Raw genomic sequence first — 19,306 nt, 5'->3', positions numbered from 1 at the left:
GGGAAAATGACCATAAAAAAACCCGGCATTCAGGCCGGGTTTTGTCTTTGCCTCTTTTACCGCCTTCAAAGCGGCGGTGAAGGGGCTCAGGCTTTCTGCGCGACGCCTGCCGGTTCGCGGACGTGTTTGTATTTAAACAGCATTACGAAGGCAAAGGCCAGCACCAGTGAGTAACCCGCGAAAATCAGCCACACGGTTTTCCAGTCGGTGATGCCCGCCGTGGTGTAGATCTCAACCACTTTGCCGCTCACCATCCCGCCGAGAATACAGCCGAAGCCGTTGGTCATCATCAGCAACATACCCTGCGCACTGGCACGGATAGCCGGATTCACCTCTTTCTCCACGAATACCGAGCCGGAGATATTAAAGAAGTCGAACGCGCAACCGTAAACGATCATCGACAGCACCAGCAACACGGTACCGAACGGCGTCGGGTCGCCATAGGCAAACAGACCAAAACGCAGTACCCAGGCGATGATACTGATCAACATGACGTTCTTGATGCCGTAACGGCTCATAAAGAACGGGATCGCCAGAATAAACGCGGTTTCGGAAATCTGCGAAATCGACATCATCACCGAAGCATGGGTCACGATGAAGCTATCGGCAAACAGCGGGTTCGCGTCGAAGCTGTGCAGGAAGGTGTTGCCGAACATGTTGGTGATCTGCAGCTCGGCGCCCAGCAGCATTGAGAAGATAAAGAAGATCGCCATGCGCTTGTTTTTAAACAGCGCGAAAGCGTTCAGGCCCAGCATCTCCACCCAGGTCTGTTTCTCTTTGCTTTTCGCAACCGGCATATGCGGCAGCGTCAGAGAGAACAGGCTCAGCACCAGCGACAGCGCCGCGCCAATGTAGAGCTGCATGTGGCTCAGTTCGAAACCGGAGAAGCTCACCGCCCACATCGCCAGAATAAAGCCGATGGTGCCCCAGATACGAATCGGTGGGAAATCGGTCACAATATCGTGGCCTGCGGATTTCAGGCGGAAGTAAGAAATGGTGTTTACCAGGCCCAGCGTTGGCATGTAGGCCAGCGAGTTAAGCAGGATGATGGCGAACATAGCGCCTGGCGTGGTGACACCCGCGGCGATAAATAACGTAATCGCGCCAACCAGATGACACAGGGCATAAACCCATTTTGCGCTCAGCCACTTATCCGCAACGATACCGAGCAGCGTTGGCATCAGCAGTGATGCAATACCCAGCGAGCTATACACCGCGCCAATTTCCGCGCCCTGGAATTTCAGGGTAACGAACATATAAGAGCCAAGCGTAGTCAGCCAGCTTCCCCACAGGCAGAACTGCAGAAAGATAATGACTTTCAGCTGCAGCTTAAGATTCATGCTAATTTCCTCACAAAGGAGAGTGATAGATGTTGGAATGGGCACAATTGCGTTTGTTATGTGTCAGGATTCTACCATCTACGGGGTGGCGAATTTGTTATGCCCGACATAAAAATGCAAACTTCCTCTGATTGCATTTTTATATGGTGACGGATCTCACACTTTAGCGCAACCGTTTGCATCACTCACATGAATACCTTATGCCTCTTTCGTCGGGACAGACGAAAGAGGCAGCAGATTAGTTGCGACGGTAGGTTTTCTGCGCAGCGTTAACTTTGTAGAGATAGCGGCGAGATTCCGCCGAGGGGTGACGCGTGGTGAGGGTTTGATACACATCTCCCGGCGTCATGGTGTTGATGATATTTGCCGCCTGCACTTTATCGGCGGAAAAGACGCGCAATACGCTTCCGGCACCGCCGTTATAAGCGGTAATGACCGCATAGCGCCGTGATGTTGGGTTAGTAATACCGGCGAGATAAATGTTATTCAACATCGCCAGGTAGGCAGTGCCTGTATCAATGTTACTTTGCGGATCAAATAGATAACTGCGATCGGGCGTACCAGATTTCCCCTGCGCGCGGAATACATCTTTACCCGCGCTGTGCTGCACAACCTGCATTAATCCCAGCGCATCGGAACGGCTCACGGCGTACGGGTTAAAGGACGATTCGGTTTGCATGATCGCCAGAATCAGCGATTCGTCGACGCCATACTTATGCGACGCTTTGCGCACCATCCCGACGTATTTATGTGCGCGTTTATCCAGGTGGTTTGGCACCAGGTTAATCGTCACGCTGTAGATCATGCGTAAACCATTGCTGCGGCTTTTCAGACGCGTTTGCAGCAAATAGTCCGCAAACTGCGCTGCACGCCATTGCCAGCGAATGGCTTCACCATTGTTATCCACCACCTGGCCATACAGGAACGGCTCTTTCGAGATCTGAATATCGTCGACATCGGAGTAAAGATCGATTGAACCCGGATCGTCGCCCATCAGCAATGTTTTGATAATCGCCTGGCGCAGATGCGCCGCAGGTTCGGTGCCGGAGATAGTCTCGACGGTGATCGTCCCCTCATCGAAGTTGATGTGGCTGCGGGTTTGGTACTGATCGGTATATTTAACGTAGTCCTTCGGACCTGCGATCAGAACCTCGTTAAATCCCCATAAATTCTCAATATTATGGGCAAATTGACCCATCAGGATGTCAAAACCGTTGGTGTCTTTAATCCAGGCTTCGTTGTAGTCGTCGCCCGTTTTATTCGAACTGGAACAAGAAATCAGCAACGGCGCAATAATCGCTAGCGCTAAATATTTTTTCATCATTCCGGGATGCAATTGTGTTGGTGTGTTAGCGCCGGTGTCCTCTGCGCACTGGCAATGCCTTCCCATGCTTTCGCGGCATTACCAGCGATTGCGCGTAAACAGCGGCTTATTTTTTTTCTGGCGGCGTATAGCCTTCAATGTGCACATCTTTGCCTTCAAACAGGAAATTAACCATCTCCTCTTCCAGCAATTTACGGTGCTCGGTGTTCATCATGTTGAGTTTTTTCTCGTTGATCAGCATGGTTTGCTTATGCTGCCACTGCTTCCAGGCCTCTTTCGAGATCTCGTTGTAAATGCGTTTTCCGAGTTCGCCCGGATAGAGCTGGAAGTCTTGTCCTTCCGCTTCGCGTTGCAGGAAGGTACAAAAAATAGTTCTGCTCATTAAATAATCCTCTTTGCTTGCGCGCCTAACGGACTTCGGCGCGTAATTGCTGTATCAGGCGTTCCACGGGAGCCGCCAGACCGACGGATGGCGGTTGCGCTAAGTTATACCAAAGACCTGCGCCCTCATCCATGCAAGACGAGAACGAGGACACGCCAAGCCACATAGGCACAATATCCAGATGGAAATGGCTAAATGTATGGCGAAACGCCACAAGTTGGCTGAGATTATCAGCGCTAATCTTCCTCTGCGCCAGCCAGGCCCGCAGGCTGGCCTCATCGCTGAACTGTGGGAAGCAGAATAACCCGCCCCACAGCCCACTTGGTGGGCGCTGCTCAAGATACACCTCGCCTTCGTGCTGCATCAGCAGAAAATACCCGGTGCGTTCTGGCAGCGTCTGTTTCGGTTTTTTCCCCGGATAATGCGCCCAGGTGCCGGAAGCATAAGCTTCACAGCCCGTTTGCAGCGGGCAGAGTTCACATTTCGGTTTCGAACGGGTGCAAACCATCGCGCCGAGATCCATCATCGCCTGGTTAAAGCGCTCGACGCCTTGAGCCGGGGTGACGTCTGTGCTGATCTCCCACAAACGCTTTTCCACCTCTTTTTTACCCGGCCAACCGCCAACCGCGTAGCAACGCGCCAGCACGCGCTTTACGTTGCCATCAAGAATTGGAAAATGTTTGCCCAGCGACAAAGAGAGAATTGCGCCAGCGGTCGAGCGGCCAACGCCCGGCAACGCAGCAACTTCCTCGAACGTTTCCGGAAAACGTCCCGCGTGCTGGTTTGCGACCTGCTGTGCGGCTTTATGTAAGTTGCGGGCGCGGGCGTAATAACCCAGCCCGGTCCATAAATGCAGCACTTCATCCAGCGGCGCGTTCGCCAGATCGGTCACTGTTGGAAAACGCGCCATAAAGCGCTGGAAGTAGGGGATTACGGTTGTCACTTGCGTTTGTTGCAACATCACTTCCGATAGCCATACTTTGTAAGGCGTTTTTTCAATTTGCCAGGGCAGGGTTTTTCGCCCGTATTTGTCGTACCAGCCCAGCACCTGGGCTGAAAATTGAGACGCTTGCATGGTCACCAGAATCACGTAATCAGGGGCGAAGATTGCAGCACAGAGGCGATGAGCTGTAAACCGGAACTTTCCGGTGCTTGCATCGGGCGATGAACTTTGGATAATGCCCGTTTCCTGAACACTCTCACAAGCAGATCACTTTATGAATAACGACGTCATTTCACCGGAATTTGATGAAAACGGCCGCCCGTTGCGCCGCATTCGCAGCTTTGTCCGTCGGCAGGGCCGCCTGACAAAAGGGCAGCAACACGCGCTGGATAATTACTGGCCGGTGATGGGCGTTGAGTTCACAGAACAGCCGCTTGATTTCACCGCGCTGTTTGGCCGCACTTCCCCGGTTACGCTGGAGATTGGTTTTGGTATGGGCGCGTCGCTGGTTGAAATGGCGAAAACGCGACCGGATCAGGATTTCCTCGGCATTGAAGTGCACTCGCCGGGCGTTGGCGCTTGCCTCTCCTCCGCTCATGAAGAGGGCGTGGAAAACCTGCGCGTAATGTGCCACGACGCGGTGGAAGTGTTGCACAAGATGATTCCTGACAATTCTTTGAACATGGTGCAGCTCTTTTTCCCTGACCCGTGGCACAAAGCGCGTCATAATAAACGCCGCATCGTTCAGGTACCCTTTGCTGAACTGGTGAAAAGCAAGCTCAAGCTGGGCGGCGTGTTTCATATGGCGACAGACTGGGAAGCCTACGCACAGCATATGCTGGAAGTGATGACGTCCATCGACGGTTACAAAAACCTGTCGGCGACCAACGACTTTGTGCCGCGTCCAGCGTCGCGCCCGGTAACCAAATTTGAACAGCGTGGCCATCGTCTTGGTCACGGTGTATGGGACTTAATGTTCGAGAGGGTGAAATAATGGCAACAAACCGCAGCCGTCGTTTGCGTAAAAAAATGCACATCGATGAATTTCAGGAACTGGGTTTTTCTGTTGCATGGCGCTTCCCGGAAGGCACCAGCGAAGAGCAGATTGATAAAACGGTTGATGACTTTATTCAGGAAGTGATTGAGCCGAACAAGCTGGCGTTTGACGGTAGCGGTTATCTGGCGTGGGATGGTCTGATCTGCCTGCAAGAGATTGGCAAATGTACTGAAGAGCATCAGGCTATCGTGCGTAAATGGCTTGAAGAACACCAGGTGACCGAGGTGCGCGTCAGCGAACTTTTCGACGTTTGGTGGGACTAACTAAAGCATAAGGGGCCAGCATTTGCTGGCCCGTTTTGTCTCTACAGGAGTTTATATGATGCGCAAAACGCTACTGGCGGCGGCTCTAACGCTTACAGCATTCGCGGCTCAGGCCGACTATCAATGTAGCGTCACGCCGCGTGACGATGTGATCATCAACCCGCAAACCGTGCAGGTGAAAGGGGAGAACGGCAATCTGGTTATCACACCGGATGGCAATGTGATGTTCAACGGCAAACAACCGACACTTACCGCCGCTCAGCGCGAGCAGGCGAAAGATTACCAGGCAGAACTGCGCAGCGCGCTGCCGTGGATTGACAATGGTGCGCGCAGCCGCGTGGAGAAAAACCGCATCGCGCTGGATAAAATCATCGTTAAAGAGGTCGGTGAAAGCAGCAGCATGCGTAATCGCCTGACCAAGCTTGATGCGCAATTAAAAGAGCAGATGAATCGCATTATTGAGCATCGTAGCGATGGTCTGACCTTCCACTATAAAGCGATTGAGCAAGTCCGCGCGGACGGCCAGCAACTGGTGAACCAGGCGATGGGCGGTATTCTGCAGGACAGCATTAATGAAATGGGCGCGAAAGCCGTGCTGAAAAGCGGCGGCAACCCATTACAAAACGTCTTAGGCAGCCTTGGCGGTCTGCAAACCGCTATCCAGAACGAATGGAAAAACCAGGAAGCGGATTTTCAGCAGTTCGGGAAAGATGTCTGTAAGCGAGTAGTGACACTGGAAGAGAGCCGTAAAGCCTTAGCCGCTCAGTTGAAGTAATGCCACGACACAGCCTTCTCTTTTAAGGGATGGCTGTGTGTTTATATATATTCAATTACTCTTTATTATTTTCTTAATTATATACAGATAATCCTTATTTCTTTTTCCCTTAATTATAGACAGGTAATCCTTGTCTCTTTTTCTAACTCACTGTAATTTTTAATATAAATAAAAAATTAGGTGGTCAATTAAAATAAAATCTGCGGAACTACAGAGCCTGGTGGGTTTTGGATAAATAGCGGCAATTTCTGTACCTTAATAGATGTTTGATTTGCTTACGGGAGGTTCCTGTTGATGTTAATATCGTAGCTTCAAATCATGGACTCGATTTTTATGAAAATAATCTTATGTCATCATTAAATACCAAACCTGAACAAGCTCCTTCTTTTTATGAGAATCATCCTGTTCCGTTTAAAGCGAATGAAATTGACCTGCTAAGTTTGGCAGGTATTTTATGGAAAGGTAAAGTTTTCATTATCGCGACGGTGCTGTTGTTTGCTGTTGCTGGCTTTTTGATTGCCGCATTATTGCCACAGAAATGGACCAGTCAGGCAGAGGTGACTGCGGCAGAAAAAATCCAGTGGACGGAATTACAGAAAACGCTGGTTGCGCTGCAAGTACTTGATGTAAAAGTACCTGTTGATGCTAATGAGATATTTAATCTTTTCCTGAAAAAATTTAATTCTCAGTCTTTGAAAGAAGAGTTTCTTGCCTCCTCTCCACTGGTTTTGGGGAAATTACAAGATCAGAATGTTGATCAACACGAATTGCGCCGCGCCGTCGTGTTGTTGTCTGAAAAAATCAAAGCCGTTAATAGTATCAAACCGGGCAGTGTTGACACTTCGCCCTACGCTTTATGGTCGCTGAGTTTCACTGCACCGAGCGCGCCGGAAGCGCAGCAGGTGCTCCAAAACTATATCGACTATGTGTCAGCGCAGGTGGTGAAAGAGACGCTGGATACCCTGCGTAGTGACGTCGAAGTACGTAAAAATTACGAAAAAAACCTGCTGGAAATGGACCGGGTGCGGATTACCACAAAACACGACACCAATATCAAGCGCCTGAATTACTCACTGGAAGTTGCCAATGCAGCTGGAATCAAGCGCCCGGTCTACAGTAATGGGCAATCCGTACAAGATGATCCTGATTTTTCTATCGCGCTGGGTGCGGATGGGATCGCAGAAAAGCTGAGAATTGAAAAGTCGCTCAAAGATGTAACTGAGTTAAACGCGGAATTCCAGAATCGGGAATATACATTGTCGGAGCTGGAAAAGGTGAACATCAAAGATATTGAGTTTTCCCCTATCAAATACCAGCTGACACCCTCCCTTCCAATGAAAAAAGATGGTGCGGGCAAGGCGTTAATTCTGGTATTGGCGGCAATGATCGGCGGGATTATTTCGTGTGGTATTGTGCTGCTGCGCCACGCAATGCATCAGCGTAATATTCTGTAATGACAGGTTGTTCCCAGGCTGGCTGTTCAAATAACCGAACAGCCAGCGTCTTAATTATTCGGCAAGAAATAGTTCCAGCAGGGAATTAAGAAATAACTTACCGTGTTCTGTTATCTGCCAGTTCTCTTCACTTTCCGTCAAATAATTCAGCTTCAGCGCTTCCTCAATTTGCGGACGAATAGCGCGTTCATCCAGCCCGGTATAGCGTGAAAATTCTGCTCGCGGTGCGGGTTCCAGCAGGCGAAAACGGTTCATAAAGAACTCAAACGGTTTATCTTGCGCCTCCACATCGTGCAGCTTATCCCGGTAATTACCCTGCATATAACCGCGTGGATGGCGGGTTTTTGCCGTCCGCAGAATACGCCCATCCGGAAACGTCACTTTCCCGTGAGCGCCACAACCAATCCCCAGATAGTCGCCAAAACGCCAGTAATTAAGATTGTGCTGGCACTGGTAACCGGGCTTCGCGTAAGCCGAGGTTTCATATTGCTGATACCCGGCGGCGGTCAGGATCTGGTGTCCCTGTTCGAAGATATCCCAGAGCGCATCGTCGTCTGGCAGCACCGGAGGCCGTGAGCCAAACAGCGTATTGGGTTCAATGGTGAGCTGGTACCACGACAAATGCGGCGGGTTGAGCGCAATCGCCTGTCGCAAGTCATCCAGCGCTTCTTCCAGCGACTGATCCGGCAACCCGTGCATTAAATCAAGGTTAAAGCTGCGTAGCCCCAGCCCGCTCGCCAGGTTGGCTGCGCGTTTGGCTTCCTGCGGACCGTGAATACGCCCGAGGCGCTGTAACTTCGTTTCGCTAAAACTTTGTACGCCAATAGAAATGCGGTTCATGCCGGCTCGTTGATACTCGACAAAGCGGTCGGCCTCTACGGTGCCGGGGTTGGCCTCCATGGTGATTTCCGCATCAGGCGCGAGCGGCAAACGCGCACGCACGCCATCCAGCAACGTTTGCATTGCCGGGCCAGAGAGCAGGCTCGGCGTACCGCCACCAATAAAAATGGTCTTTATTTCACGTCCCTGCGCCCAGGCGACATCAGCATCGAGATCGTTAAGCAAATGCTGAACATAGTCATCGTGCGGCACTTCGCCCTTCAATGCATGGGAATTGAAATCGCAGTACGGGCATTTCTGCACGCACCACGGAATATGTATATAAAGGCTCAGAGGCGGCAAATCAGCCATTACGCAGTGCTTCCAGTAACAGTTTCAACGCTTGTCCACGGTGGGAGATCGCGCTTTTTTCTTCGCGCGTCAGTTCCGCCGCGGTTTTGCCCTCAGCAGGGACAAAGAAAATCGGATCGTAGCCAAAACCGCCATTACCCGCAGCCTGCCGCGTGATCACGCCTGACCAGCTGCCGTGGCACACCAGTGGGGTCGGGTCATCCGCATGACGCATATAGACCAGTACGCAGTGGAATTGCGCTTTGCGCTCAGCGTCCGGCACATCTTTTAGCGCGTCGAGCAGCTTTTCCAGGTTTTGCTGGTCGCTGGCATCAACCCCAGAATAACGGGCGGAATAAATCCCCGGCGCGCCGCCAAGGGCATCGACAGCGAGGCCGGAATCATCGGCAATGGCAGGAAGTCCAGTGACCTGGGATGCATGGCGCGCTTTGAGGATGGCGTTTTCAATAAACGTCAGGCCGGTCTCTTCTGCAGACTCCACGCCCAACTCAGTTTGTGCGACAACATCAAAGCCAAAATCATTCAGCAGCGAGGCCAGCTCGCGCACTTTACCGGCATTACCGGTAGCGAGGACAACTTTTTGCATAGCGGATCCTAATGTATCAGCGCCGCGACTTCCGTCGGGATCTGTTGCGGATGTGAGATTTTAATCTGTTTGTGGCGGCCCAGTTCGCCTTTTTCAATCACGACCTGGTTTTTTGCCACGCGGAACTGCTTAGCGAGGAATTTTACCAGGTGCGCATTGGCCTGGCCGTCCACTGGCGGGGCGGTGATGGCGACTTTTAGCTCGTCGCCATGCAGCCCGATAATGGTGTCACGGCTGGCTTTGGGCTGAATATACAGCCGCAACACCAGCCCGTCTTCACAGGTAACAACGGCACTCATAGTGCCATCCACAGCCCCGGCAGCAGAATATCGCCGGTAGATTGCAGCAGTTCCGCAATCCCCATATTCAGAACGTACAGCAGCAGCACCAGAATCATCGGTGAAAAATCGATACCGCCCATGGCCGGCAGCAGACTGCGGATCGGCCGCAGCAGCGGTTCGGTCAGCTGCATGAGCACATATTCCACCGGGCTGCGTCCCTGGCTCACCCAACTCATGATGGCCATTACCAGCAGTACCCAGAAAATCATCAAGCCGATGGTTTTCAGTAAAATCAGCAGGGCGGAAATCCAGATGATCGGCTGGAAGGTGATCACCATAAAAATCAGTATCGCTTTAATAAACGACAGAACAAAAGCTATCAGCAGCGAAGCGCTATCCAGCGGCCCCATTGCGGGCAACACGCGGCGCAGCGGTCCGACAATCGGCTGCGTGGCTTTAACCACGAACTGCGAAAACGGGTTGTAAAAATCGCAGCGTGCCCACTGCATCCAGACACGTAACAGCAGAACCATTGTGTAGAGTTCAATCACTGTCGAGAGCAGGAAAGTCAACGTCTTCATGGCGTTCCTCAGTTTTCCTTAATTTTTCGTGTAATCGCGCGCACCAAAAATGGCCGTACCAATGCGCACCATCGTGCTTCCCGCCGCAATGGCGGCGGTCATATCGTCGGACATGCCCAATGACAGGGTATCCACCGTCGGATAGCGTGTTTTTAACGCTTCAAATGCTACAGCCATTTGCCGTGCCACGGCAAACTGGCGTTCGTAATCTGCTTGCGGCGCGGGTATCGCCATCAATCCTCGCAGACAAACGCCGGGTAGCTCGGCCACCTGAGCGGCCAGCGCATCCAGCTCGTTGAGCGCAATCCCGGATTTGCTCTGCTCATCGCTGATGTTGATTTGGATAAGCACATTCAGCGGCGCTAACGTTGCCGGGCGCTGTTCGCTTAAACGGCTGGCAATGCGCAGCCTGTCTATCGTGTGGCACCAGTCGAAGTTCTCCGCCACCAGACGGCTTTTGTTGGACTGTAGCGGGCCAATAAAGTGCCATTGCAGACCCTGAACGCCCAGTTGTCGGAAGTGGTTAATTTTATCCACCCCTTCCTGAACATAGTTTTCGCCAAAAGCATGTTGCCCGGCATTGATCGCTTCTGCGACAGCGCTCGCAGGTTTGGTTTTGCTCACTGCAAGCAGCGTCACTTCTTCTGAAGCCCGGCCGCAGCGTGTTGCGGCGGCTGAGATTTTGTCCCGGACCTGTGCCAGGTTATGCGCAATATCGTTCATGATTCCAGGATGGCTATATGGATATAGAAGAAATAGTGGCGCTTAGTGTAAAGCATAATGTCTCGGATCTACACCTGTGCAGTGGCTCAGTGCCGCGCTGGCGGCAGCAAGGACGGCTGGAACCCGCGCCGTTTGAAATAACCGATCTCGCCGGGCTGATTGAACAGCATCTGAATACTGCTCAGCAGCGTCTGTGGCGAGAGCGGGGGCAGGTGGATTTTGCCCTGACGACAGCCGCAGGACACAGGCTGCGGGCCGGTGCCTTTACGCGTCACGGTGGCGTTTCGCTGGCGTTACGCTTGCTGCCGCAAAGCTGTCCATTGCTGAGTGAACTGGATGCGCCCGTATCGCTGAGTGAATTGCTTGGGCGGGAAAACGGCCTGATCCTGGTGACGGGCGCAACTGGCAGCGGCAAATCCACCACCCTGGCGGCCATGGTGGATTACCTGAATCAACATAACGATGGGCATATTCTCACGCTGGAAGATCCGATCGAGTTTGTTCACACCAGCAATCGCTGCTTAATTCAGCAGCGGGAAGTCGGTCTGCATTGCCTGTCATTTGCTGACGGCCTGCGCGCGGCGCTGCGTGAGGATCCGGATGTGATCCTGCTCGGCGAGCTGCGCGACAGCGAAACCATTCGCCTGGCGCTGACCGCCGCTGAAACCGGGCATCTGGTGCTGGCGACGCTGCATACGCGCGGTGCGGCACAAGCGGTAGAGCGGCTGGTCGATAGCTTTCCGGCGCAAGAAAAAGATCCTGTGCGCAGCCAGCTGGCGGGGAGCCTGCAGGCGGTACTGGCGCAAAAACTTGAGGCGGACAAGCGAGGAGGGCGAGTGGCGTTATTCGAGTTGCTGATTAACTCTCCGGCGGTGGCGAGCCTGATCCGCGAAGGCAAAACGCACCAGTTACCCGGCGTGATGCAAACCGGGCAACAGGCGGGAATGCAAACGTTCGCACAAAGCCACCAACAGCGTGTGCTGCAAGGCTGGCTTTAGCGGATGTTTAGCGAGTAAACCGCAGGCAGCGCGCCTGCTGTTTTCAGGATCTCCAGCCTGACGCTGCGTATCGTCAGCGGCACTGCAAGGCTATGCTGGCACACCGAGTGGTGATTGTTTTCCACGTCAGCCAGAAGCCGTTCGTCGGCCCAAAGGCGGTAGTGCGTGATGCAGTGTGGCGTTACGGCATAGTGATGACCCATCTGGACTGACTCCATCGCGTTATCGAAGTCGTTGTCCTGTACCAGCGTTAAATGCTGCAACGTTTGCGGCTCCGCCCAGCGCCAGATGATTTCCGGCGCGACATCGTCAGCGGCGGGTGTCCATGCATTGATTTGCTGCTCCGGACGCAAGCGGCCATTTAATACATTCTGCGCACACCAGGCATTCAGTGGCTGGCTGAAACGCAGGGCAGGGAAGATCTGCTGCGGGTGACGGCGCGGTAGCCAGAAATCGAACTCGTCGACGCCATAATCGCCGTCTGCGACCTGGCGGGTGTGTTTTGCCACGCGGGCGTTAAGGCTGTTAAAGACCGTCATAATGCCCGGCAGGAGGGTACTCGTGAGCGCAATTTCGATACCTTCCTGCGCGTCGAAAGCGACAAACACGTACTGGTCGCGATCGCTTTGCCAGTTGAAAGCCAGGGTGTACTCGGCTTCACCGGAGACCTGAAGTACGCTTTCGTCGTATTGATAGTCTGGGGTGAAGTTCCCGGCGCGTGCGCTGCCAAGCAGTGAAACCGCCAGTGGTTGCGGTGTTGATGCCCGTAAACGCAGCGTCATCTCGGGTAGTTGCGCGCCCGCGCGTACGGGTAACAGTAACGCCATGCGTTCCGAAAGCGGCTGCCAGGTGCCGTTGGGTTTCAGCTCGCTCAGTTGGTATTCGCTGCTGGCGCTGACGGTGGCGCCAGCAGCCGGGTCGTTCAGCCACTGACGTGGGATATAGCAGCCAGTGGCCTGTAAATGCTGCTGCAAAGCGCTGATATGCTCCCGCTGCGCCAGTTCACGCGGCAGCAGGTTAAGGGCTTTACATTGCGCCGCAGCGCGCCCGACAACTTCGCCCAATAGACCGCAGGTACACATTACGCGAGCGCTGCCGAAGGCGACATGCGAGGCGGAGATGAGCCGCCCGGTAAGCAATAAGTTATCGAGTGAGCGGCTGTAAAGGCTGCGAAACGGAATGGTGTAGGTGCCTTTGCTGTGAAACTGTCGGCAGCCGTCGTGAGTGCTGTAAACGCCATCAGCCGGGTGCAAATCTATCGACCAACCGCCATAACCCACGGCGTCGTAATGATCGCGTTGCTCAATAATGTCCTGCTGGCACAGCATATGATCGCCAAGGAACCGGCGGCTTTCACGCTTGCCGGGGATCGCACCAACCCATTCGATAGTCATATTGGCGGCTTCAGGGAATTCGCCAGAGTTTTTAATATGATCCCAGACGCCCCAGACAATTCTCCACAGTTCCCATTTGATCTCTTCACTTTCGTGCACGGTATCAAGGCGGCCTCCCCACTCCAGCCACCACAAATCGCAGCCGTTCAGCGTTGACGTCAGGCGCTTGTAGCGCGGAATGGTGGTGATATCTTGCAGGGCGAAAGAGGGGGGAACAAAGTTTACCGGCCCGGCGGTTTGCTTAGTGTAGAAATAGATGGAGTGGCCCAGTTTGTGACCAAAATTGTCACCGGGCGCCATTTTTTCGCCCAGCTCTTCAGCTTCTTCCGCGCCTTCACGGTATTCTGCACCGGCCAGAAAACCGAGCACGCCGTCGCCGGTGGCATCGCAGAACTGCGCGGCGCTTATGGTGTAAAAAGTCTCGTTAATCGGGTTGAAGGCTTTTACCCCAGTGAGGGCATTTTCCGTTTTTTCGACCTCAAAGACGGCGGTATTGAGCAGCAATGTCAGCCCAGGCTGGCTTTTGGCAAGATCCAGCAACACCAGGTCGAACATCACCGGGTTTCCCTCTTTGTTCCGCCAGAGGTTCTCTTCCATGATTTCGCCCATGATGCCGCCTTCGCGCGCCCAGCGGTTATTATTGCCCATATGTGAGGTTGCACCGTTGGCCCACAGACGCACTTCGCTGGAGGCATTACCACCGAGCACTGGTCTGTCCTGGACGAGCACCACTTGCAAGCCGTCTCGCGCTGCCGCCAGCGCGGCACAAAGCCCTGCCAGCCCGCCGCCCGCAACTAGCAGATCGGCGTGCAGTTGCTGCGTTGGAAATGTTCTGGCATCGGTTTGAGGAAAGATTTTCATAACCTTGTTTCCTTCTTTACTGGCGGTAGAATCGTTTTTTCGAGCAACCTGAAAAGTGAACCTGCAATGTCTTCACAACCCAATCAAAGCCTGATCGACGGCATTCGCTGCCTGCAATATCTGGTTTCCAGCGATCGCGCCATTGGCTGTCGCGAACTGGCGCGCCTGATGGGCATTAACACAACCCGTGTAAACCGGTTGTTGATGACCATGGCGTCTATTGGCCTGACGATGCAGGATGCACAGCGTCGCTATCTGCCTGGTCCCGGAATCCATGCGCTGGCGGCGCAGGCCATCCGTGGTTCAGCACTCTTCTCCCAGGCGCTGCCGCTACTGGAAAGCCATGCCCCGAAAGATATCGTGGTGGCGATGGGGGTGCTCTGGGAGGATCAGGTGATCTATATCTATCACTCCAGCCCCGGTAGTCAGGTCAGCCAGGCGCTGGCTGGTTTTCATATGCTTCCGGCCTGGCAGTCCGTCATCGGCATGGCGTTACTGGCGGCAGAAAGTGATGAAACCCTGCAACAGCGCTTTAGCGAAGAGCAGTGGCTGCTGCTTGGCCCGCATGTCGCCCGGCAGCGTGAGCACGGTCACGTGGTCTGGCACCATGACGACGGTGAAGTCTCGATGGCAAAACCGCTTGGCGCGCACTCCGCCGCACTCGCCTTTGCCGGAATGTGGCACGTTGACGACACGGTCGTAGAAACACGGCTGCAGGCACTTCACGCGCTGGTTGAACGCCTGACGGAAAAATCCTGATGCTGGCTAACGCTAATATGTTTCTTTTATAGAAACACGCGATGAAATGCAAAAAGCACAGCCGGAAACTGTGAGAACGATCGGCAGAAAGCCGCGAACAGGTCGCGGCTTTCGTCGGGTCAGTAATGGGGAGAGCTGCTGGTCGGGGCAGGTTCAGAAATGTTGTTCGAAGTAGCTCTCAAGGATGATGACGGCGGAAGCGGAATCGACACTTCCCTTGTCGAGCGCGCGAAAACCGCCGCGTTCGAACAGCCCGGCGCGGGCTTCTACGGTGCTTAAGCGCTCATCATGCAGCGTCACCTGCACGCCAAAACGGCCATGAACTTTGTTGGCAAAGTTACGGGCACGAGCGGTAAGTGGTTGCTCGGTGCCGTCCATATTCAACGGCAAACCCACTATCACAGACTCGGGCTGCCACTCTTTTAACAGCTTTTCGATAAGCTTCCAGTCCGGCGTGCCGTCCTGTGCTTTCAGCGCGCTGAGTGGGCGAGCCGTACCTGTGATGCGCTGCCCGATGGCAACGCCAATGCTTTTGGTGCCGAAATCAAAGGCTAACAGGGTTCCGCTCATCAGGCGTGTCCCGCCACGCCAGGCATGGTAGAGATATCGATACCGATAAGTTTGGCCGCGTCACGCCAGCGATCGGCTATCGGCGTTTTAAACAGAATGTTGAGATCCGCAGGCGCAGTGAGCCAGGCGTTATCAAGGATCTCCTCCTCGAGCTGCCCTTTTTCCCACGAGGCATAGCCCAGCGCAACCAGAACTTCGCTCGGTTGCTCTGCCGTGCCAAGGGTCTCCAGTACATCGCGCGAGGTGGTGATGACGGTGTTATCTGACACGCGGATGCTCGACGAGAATGCCGCCGGTGGCGTGTGCAGAATAAAACCGCGATCTTCGGCCAACGGGCCGCCAAGCAGCACCGGTTTATCCAGGCGGATTGCCGGATCGCGTTCTGTGGGCTGGATTTTGAGTTTTTCCAGAACACCTTCCACTTTCAGGTTTTCCAGCGGCTTATTAATAATCAGCCCCATCGCACCTTCATCGTTGTACTCGCAAATGTAAACCACGGAGCGACGAAAGAGAGGATCCTGAAGAGCGGGCATGGCAATAAGAAAGTGATGCTGTAAATTCATTGTCAGAGGTTCTGTTTCCTGGTTCAAAAAAGCGACAGCTTAGTATGGGGGGAAAGCGGAGTGCTGTCACTAGCCAAAGCTGGCGAGGGGCGGGATCCGTCCCGCACCCTTGATATGACAGTTATTTTCCGAGGCGTTTTTCGATAGCGTCCATCAACATACCGGTAATAGAGATCGGGAATTCCGCTTCGATTTCGCGGATGCAAGTCGGGCTGGTGACGTTAATTTCGGTCAGGCGATCGCCGATGATATCCAGGCCGACAAAGATTAACCCTTTCGCTTTCAGCACCGGTGCGACTTTACGTGCGATAGCCCAGTCGCTTTCGCTTAACGGGCGCGGTTCGCCGCGTCCACCTGCGGCGAGGTTTCCTCGAGTTTCACCGCCCTGTGGAATGCGTGCCAGGCAGTAAGGCACCGGTTCGCCATCAACGACCAGCACACGTTTGTCGCCATCTTTGATGGCGGGCAGGTAGTTCTGCGCCATGCAGTAGCGGCTACCCAGCTCGGTCAGCGTTTCAGCGATAACCGAGAGGTTTGGATCGCCCTCTTTAACGCGGAAAATTGAGGTGCCGCCCATGCCGTCCAGCGGCTTAAGAATGATGTCGGTGTGCTTCTGCCAGAAGGCTTTCAGTTGCGCTTTGTTGCGTGTAACCAGTGTTTCCGGGGTTAATTCCGGGAACCAGGCGGTGAACAGCTTTTCGTTGCAGTCGCGCAGGCTCTGCGGTTTGTTCACGATCAGCGTGCCTTTTTCTTCCGCGCGTTCAAGAATGTACGTCGCATAAATATATTCGGTATCGAACGGTGGATCTTTACGCATCAGGATGGTGTCCAGCTCAGCGAGAGCCATATCCTGTTCGCTGCCGAATTCATACCATTTGTCGTAATTATGTTCGACGGACAAGGTGCGGGTACGGGCGCGAGCTTCACCGTTAATCAGATAAAGATCCGCCATCTCCATATAGTGCAGCTCATAGCCGCGGCGCTGAGCTTCCAGCAGCATGGCGAAGCTGGAGTCTTTTTTGATATTGATGTCCGCGATGGGATCCATCACGATGCCGAGCTTGATCATTCTGCTTCTCCTTTCAACCCAGGTCGCCGAAGCGTACCTGAAGCGCGGTGATGGCGGTAAGCGCCGTAGTCTCTGTGCGTAGCACACGGGGGCCTAACAAAATATCGGTGAACTGATAGCGCGCGGTCATCGCAATCTCGTCGGCGGATAACCCACCCTCCGGGCCAATCAGTAAGCGCACGCGTTCAACGGGCAGCGGCAGCGTATTGATGCTCTGGCTGGCGCGCGGGTGCAGGTTCAGCTTTAAGCCTGCTTCCTCTTCGGCGCACCAGGCTTCGAGATCCATGGCCGGGCGAATTTCCGGCACCCGATTGCGACCGCACTGTTCACAAGCGGCAATGGCGATTTTTTGCCACTGCTGAAGCTTCTTATTCAGACGTTCAGCATCCAGTTTAACCCCGCAGCGCTCAGAAAAAAGTGGCGTAATGAGGCTTACCCCAAGCTCAATCGATTTCTGGATAGTGAATTCCATTTTTTCACCACGCGACATCACCTGGCCCAGGTGAATATGCAGCGGCGATTCACGATCGTCCACTTCACTGCCAAGGATTTTCACCACCACGCTTTTTTTATCGGCGCGGACAATTTCGGCCTCAAAAACCTGATTAGAGCCGTCGAAAAGCTGAATGGCCTGGCCTGGCCCCATACGCAGCACGCGTCCGACATGGTTGGCGGCATCGTCGCTGAGGGCGATCTCGTGGCCTGGCTGGATTAGTTCTGGGTGGTGGATGCGGGGAATGCGCATGGTATTTCGAATCCGCTTAGGTTGCAGCCCCGGCCGGGATTGACGGACGGGGCGGACTTTAACAAATGCCGCTAGTGTAGGTTAGCTCTTTCGCGCCATGCAAGCGCGCTGCACGTAAGGGTTATGGTTGCCCTGCACGTTGGCGATGCGCTCATCACGTTTGCACTCCCAGTCTGTGACCGGATAAAGCTTGTCCCAGGCGGTGAAAAGCTGGGTTTGCTGGCGTGAAAGGCTAAGTTGGTACTGGTCACGCATATAGAAATAGGTACGGGCAATTGCGCCACGCGCGCGCGCAGGCGGTTCAGCGAGCTTCGCTTTGAAATCAATTTTCATGCCGCATTGACCGTACTGGCTTTCGCCGCCGTTCCATTGACCGTACATAAAGTTGCCGCGATCGCCGTTTACCTCGCCGACAGCGGGTTGCAGGTTGTGCATATCGCTTTCGATTTTGCGGTACACCGGATCTTTGGCGCAGTTTTTACGCCCGCCATCCTGCCAGCACTGGCGCAGATGGCCGAACTGCCAGGCGGGCATGACATGTTCCCACTCGACCCGGCTGGCGCGGTTTTCGTTTTTACGCACCTGGTAGCCGCAAGACGCGAGGTCGATAACCCCTTTTTTACCCTGCCAGTTGATTTTACAGCCGCAGTAGAAATCGCCCGGCACATCGGCGTTAACTTTGACGCCCGCCGCTTTGGCCTGGGCAAAACTGTTGATGCCGTCCGCTGCGAAGGCGGGAACAGCAATCAGCGCGAAGAAGAGTGAGATAAAACGAAACATGGCGAACTCCCTGTCAAAACGAGTTCGCAACGTAGCGGAAGCTGTTGCCTGATGCAATCAGTTCGCGCGGAAAACTTCTTAATGGATTCAGTTACTCGCGCCAGCAGCCAGTGGCTCGCCGCAGTGTACGCAGCGGTAAACCGCCTCGCCGCGCAGCACGCGATTGTGTCGTCGCACCGTTAACTGGTGCTGCTGACATTTGCAATGGTATAGGAAAGTATTGGATCGCACAGATTCCAGTTCGAACTGATGAGTGCGGCGAGCGGGCACACCGAGCACGCTCTCCATCATCCACTTCCACTCTTTGCCGTGCGGTGCGACACGACCAAAGTGCTTCCACACCAGCAAATGCGCCAGTTCGTGGGGAACCACCTCTTCAATAAAGGCCTGCTGGTTTTCGAGTAGCAGAACGGGATTCAGCCGGATTTCGTAATCGGCCAGCCAGGCGGTGCCTGCCGCCGTGCCGCGCTGCTGATAGACCAGTTTCGGTTCCGGGTAATTACGTCCCAGTTTCAGGTTCGCTTGCGCGAGTTTATCCCGCAGGCTGCGCATCACGGCTTGCTGAAGGGCGATTGGGAGACGGGGTGTTTTCATAAGTGCAGAGAATAGGTGGGGTGGGGCAGGAGTGCAACAGGCAAAAAGTAAAGGCTTCCTCCGCAGAGGAAGC

Annotated in this window: 22 protein-coding genes; 6 read left to right on the top strand and 16 right to left on the bottom strand. The window is 54.0% G+C overall.

The window, feature by feature from the left end; translation table 11 throughout:
- Positions 1–86 precede the first annotated feature (86 nt).
- From IP581_RS19300 to mutY, 4 genes are all read right to left on the bottom strand, one after another.
- Positions 87–1,340 (bottom strand): nucleoside permease, encoded by a 1,254-nt coding sequence (locus IP581_RS19300; RefSeq protein ID WP_086873485.1) that lies wholly within the window; start codon positions 1,338–1,340, stop codon positions 87–89.
- 238 nt (positions 1,341–1,578) lie between these two features.
- A complete protein-coding gene (gene mltC / locus IP581_RS19295) occupies positions 1,579–2,661 on the bottom strand; it encodes a membrane-bound lytic murein transglycosylase MltC (RefSeq protein ID WP_086873486.1) in 1,083 nt (360 codons plus the stop codon).
- A 109-nt stretch (positions 2,662–2,770) separates the two neighbouring features.
- Positions 2,771–3,046 (bottom strand): oxidative damage protection protein, encoded by a 276-nt coding sequence (locus IP581_RS19290; RefSeq protein WP_017457565.1) that lies wholly within the window; start codon positions 3,044–3,046, stop codon positions 2,771–2,773.
- A 25-nt stretch (positions 3,047–3,071) separates the two neighbouring features.
- Entirely contained in the window at positions 3,072–4,121 is a 1,050-nt protein-coding gene (mutY, locus tag IP581_RS19285) for an A/G-specific adenine glycosylase (RefSeq protein WP_193821155.1), read from the bottom strand.
- A gap of 142 nt (positions 4,122–4,263) precedes the next feature.
- Between mutY and trmB the strand changes: the two genes are divergently transcribed.
- The 4 genes from trmB (at position 4,264) to wzz(fepE) (ending at position 7,538) form a co-directional block, all read left to right on the top strand.
- Entirely contained in the window at positions 4,264–4,983 is a 720-nt protein-coding gene (trmB, locus tag IP581_RS19280; protein ID WP_097400833.1) for a tRNA (guanosine(46)-N7)-methyltransferase TrmB, read from the top strand.
- Positions 4,983–5,309 carry a YggL family protein gene (locus tag IP581_RS19275; RefSeq protein WP_086873489.1) on the top strand — a complete coding sequence of 109 codons (327 nt, stop codon included), beginning with the start codon at positions 4,983–4,985 and terminating at the stop codon, positions 5,307–5,309. Before trmB ends, IP581_RS19275 begins: the two co-directional genes overlap by 1 nt.
- A gap of 55 nt (positions 5,310–5,364) precedes the next feature.
- Positions 5,365–6,084, top strand: coding sequence for a YggN family protein (locus IP581_RS19270; RefSeq protein WP_193821154.1), 720 nt, complete (start codon positions 5,365–5,367; stop codon positions 6,082–6,084).
- A 347-nt stretch (positions 6,085–6,431) separates the two neighbouring features.
- Positions 6,432–7,538: an LPS O-antigen length regulator Wzz(fepE) gene (gene wzz(fepE) / locus IP581_RS19265; RefSeq protein WP_193821153.1), complete on the top strand. Its 1,107-nt coding sequence runs from the start codon at positions 6,432–6,434 to the stop codon at positions 7,536–7,538.
- A 54-nt stretch (positions 7,539–7,592) separates the two neighbouring features.
- Here wzz(fepE) and hemW read toward each other — a convergent pair whose 3' ends face one another.
- The 5 genes from hemW to IP581_RS19240 are packed head-to-tail and all read right to left on the bottom strand — an operon-like array spanning position 7,593 to position 10,900.
- Entirely contained in the window at positions 7,593–8,729 is a 1,137-nt protein-coding gene (hemW, locus tag IP581_RS19260; RefSeq protein ID WP_193821152.1) for a radical SAM family heme chaperone HemW, read from the bottom strand.
- Positions 8,722–9,315, bottom strand: a complete 594-nt coding sequence (locus IP581_RS19255) for an XTP/dITP diphosphatase (protein ID WP_097400837.1) — start codon at positions 9,313–9,315, stop codon at positions 8,722–8,724. Before IP581_RS19255 ends, hemW begins: the two co-directional genes overlap by 8 nt.
- Before the next feature lie 8 nt (positions 9,316–9,323).
- Positions 9,324–9,614 (bottom strand): DUF167 family protein YggU, encoded by a 291-nt coding sequence (yggU, locus tag IP581_RS19250; protein ID WP_193821151.1) that lies wholly within the window; start codon positions 9,612–9,614, stop codon positions 9,324–9,326.
- Positions 9,611–10,177 (bottom strand): YggT family protein, encoded by a 567-nt coding sequence (locus tag IP581_RS19245; RefSeq protein WP_065370092.1) that lies wholly within the window; start codon positions 10,175–10,177, stop codon positions 9,611–9,613. Before IP581_RS19245 ends, yggU begins: the two co-directional genes overlap by 4 nt.
- Positions 10,178–10,195: 18 nt before the next feature.
- Positions 10,196–10,900, bottom strand: coding sequence for a YggS family pyridoxal phosphate-dependent enzyme (locus IP581_RS19240; RefSeq protein WP_086873495.1), 705 nt, complete (start codon positions 10,898–10,900; stop codon positions 10,196–10,198).
- Between the two features lie 17 nt (positions 10,901–10,917).
- On the opposite strand from IP581_RS19240, the gene IP581_RS19235 reads away from it, so the two are divergent.
- Positions 10,918–11,898, top strand: a complete 981-nt coding sequence (locus IP581_RS19235; protein WP_097400838.1) for a type IV pilus twitching motility protein PilT — start codon at positions 10,918–10,920, stop codon at positions 11,896–11,898.
- On the opposite strand, the gene IP581_RS19230 is transcribed toward IP581_RS19235, so the two are convergent.
- Positions 11,895–14,153 carry an FAD-dependent oxidoreductase gene (locus tag IP581_RS19230; RefSeq protein WP_193821150.1) on the bottom strand — a complete coding sequence of 753 codons (2,259 nt, stop codon included), beginning with the start codon at positions 14,151–14,153 and terminating at the stop codon, positions 11,895–11,897. The two genes, IP581_RS19235 and IP581_RS19230, sit on opposite strands and share 4 nt — an antisense overlap.
- A gap of 66 nt (positions 14,154–14,219) precedes the next feature.
- Between IP581_RS19230 and IP581_RS19225 the strand changes: the two genes are divergently transcribed.
- Positions 14,220–14,912, top strand: a complete 693-nt coding sequence (locus IP581_RS19225; protein ID WP_086873498.1) for an IclR family transcriptional regulator domain-containing protein — start codon at positions 14,220–14,222, stop codon at positions 14,910–14,912.
- 153 nt (positions 14,913–15,065) lie between these two features.
- Here the strand turns inward: IP581_RS19225 and ruvX are convergent, their stop codons facing one another.
- The 6 genes from ruvX to IP581_RS19195 all read right to left on the bottom strand — a co-directional run bounded on the left by ruvX (position 15,066) and on the right by IP581_RS19195 (position 19,233).
- Positions 15,066–15,482, bottom strand: coding sequence for a Holliday junction resolvase RuvX (gene ruvX / locus IP581_RS19220; RefSeq protein WP_017457579.1), 417 nt, complete (start codon positions 15,480–15,482; stop codon positions 15,066–15,068).
- Positions 15,482–16,045: a YqgE/AlgH family protein gene (locus IP581_RS19215; RefSeq protein WP_193821149.1), complete on the bottom strand. Its 564-nt coding sequence runs from the start codon at positions 16,043–16,045 to the stop codon at positions 15,482–15,484. The genes ruvX and IP581_RS19215 overlap by 1 nt, the downstream gene beginning before the upstream one ends.
- 121 nt (positions 16,046–16,166) lie before the next feature.
- Complete coding sequence (gene gshB / locus IP581_RS19210; RefSeq protein ID WP_086873499.1) at positions 16,167–17,114, bottom strand: glutathione synthase; 948 nt, start codon at positions 17,112–17,114, stop codon at positions 16,167–16,169.
- Between the two features lie 13 nt (positions 17,115–17,127).
- Positions 17,128–17,859 (bottom strand): 16S rRNA (uracil(1498)-N(3))-methyltransferase, encoded by a 732-nt coding sequence (rsmE, locus tag IP581_RS19205; protein WP_086873500.1) that lies wholly within the window; start codon positions 17,857–17,859, stop codon positions 17,128–17,130.
- A gap of 81 nt (positions 17,860–17,940) precedes the next feature.
- Positions 17,941–18,639, bottom strand: coding sequence for a deoxyribonuclease I (gene endA, locus IP581_RS19200; RefSeq protein WP_193821148.1), 699 nt, complete (start codon positions 18,637–18,639; stop codon positions 17,941–17,943).
- Positions 18,640–18,726: 87 nt separating this feature from the next.
- Positions 18,727–19,233, bottom strand: coding sequence for a SprT family zinc-dependent metalloprotease (locus IP581_RS19195; protein WP_193821147.1), 507 nt, complete (start codon positions 19,231–19,233; stop codon positions 18,727–18,729).
- Between the last annotated feature and the right edge of the window lie 73 nt (positions 19,234–19,306).

The organism is Kosakonia pseudosacchari (assembly GCF_015167415.1).
GTDB classification, from domain to species: domain Bacteria; phylum Pseudomonadota; class Gammaproteobacteria; order Enterobacterales; family Enterobacteriaceae; genus Kosakonia; species Kosakonia pseudosacchari.
Note: the sequence above shows the minus strand (reverse complement) of the source record. Positions and strands in the feature narration are given on the sequence as shown.

Coding starts and splice junctions, on each gene's coding strand:
- trmB (WP_097400833.1), top strand. CDS start 4,264: ATGAATAACGACGTCATTTCACCGGAATTTGATGAAAACGGCCGCCCG.
- IP581_RS19215 (WP_193821149.1), bottom strand. CDS start 16,045: ATGAATTTACAGCATCACTTTCTTATTGCCATGCCCGCTCTTCAGGAT.
- mltC (WP_086873486.1), bottom strand. CDS start 2,661: ATGAAAAAATATTTAGCGCTAGCGATTATTGCGCCGTTGCTGATTTCT.
- IP581_RS19225 (WP_086873498.1), top strand. CDS start 14,220: ATGTCTTCACAACCCAATCAAAGCCTGATCGACGGCATTCGCTGCCTG.
- IP581_RS19240 (WP_086873495.1), bottom strand. CDS start 10,900: ATGAACGATATTGCGCATAACCTGGCACAGGTCCGGGACAAAATCTCA.
- IP581_RS19195 (WP_193821147.1), bottom strand. CDS start 19,233: ATGAAAACACCCCGTCTCCCAATCGCCCTTCAGCAAGCCGTGATGCGC.
- rsmE (WP_086873500.1), bottom strand. CDS start 17,859: ATGCGCATTCCCCGCATCCACCACCCAGAACTAATCCAGCCAGGCCAC.
- IP581_RS19255 (WP_097400837.1), bottom strand. CDS start 9,315: ATGCAAAAAGTTGTCCTCGCTACCGGTAATGCCGGTAAAGTGCGCGAG.
- endA (WP_193821148.1), bottom strand. CDS start 18,639: ATGTTTCGTTTTATCTCACTCTTCTTCGCGCTGATTGCTGTTCCCGCC.
- IP581_RS19300 (WP_086873485.1), bottom strand. CDS start 1,340: ATGAATCTTAAGCTGCAGCTGAAAGTCATTATCTTTCTGCAGTTCTGC.
- IP581_RS19230 (WP_193821150.1), bottom strand. CDS start 14,153: ATGAAAATCTTTCCTCAAACCGATGCCAGAACATTTCCAACGCAGCAA.
- gshB (WP_086873499.1), bottom strand. CDS start 17,114: ATGATCAAGCTCGGCATCGTGATGGATCCCATCGCGGACATCAATATC.
- IP581_RS19275 (WP_086873489.1), top strand. CDS start 4,983: ATGGCAACAAACCGCAGCCGTCGTTTGCGTAAAAAAATGCACATCGAT.
- IP581_RS19245 (WP_065370092.1), bottom strand. CDS start 10,177: ATGAAGACGTTGACTTTCCTGCTCTCGACAGTGATTGAACTCTACACA.
- IP581_RS19290 (WP_017457565.1), bottom strand. CDS start 3,046: ATGAGCAGAACTATTTTTTGTACCTTCCTGCAACGCGAAGCGGAAGGA.
- yggU (WP_193821151.1), bottom strand. CDS start 9,614: ATGAGTGCCGTTGTTACCTGTGAAGACGGGCTGGTGTTGCGGCTGTAT.
- IP581_RS19270 (WP_193821154.1), top strand. CDS start 5,365: ATGATGCGCAAAACGCTACTGGCGGCGGCTCTAACGCTTACAGCATTC.
- ruvX (WP_017457579.1), bottom strand. CDS start 15,482: ATGAGCGGAACCCTGTTAGCCTTTGATTTCGGCACCAAAAGCATTGGC.
- mutY (WP_193821155.1), bottom strand. CDS start 4,121: ATGCAAGCGTCTCAATTTTCAGCCCAGGTGCTGGGCTGGTACGACAAA.
- hemW (WP_193821152.1), bottom strand. CDS start 8,729: ATGGCTGATTTGCCGCCTCTGAGCCTTTATATACATATTCCGTGGTGC.
- IP581_RS19235 (WP_097400838.1), top strand. CDS start 10,918: ATGGATATAGAAGAAATAGTGGCGCTTAGTGTAAAGCATAATGTCTCG.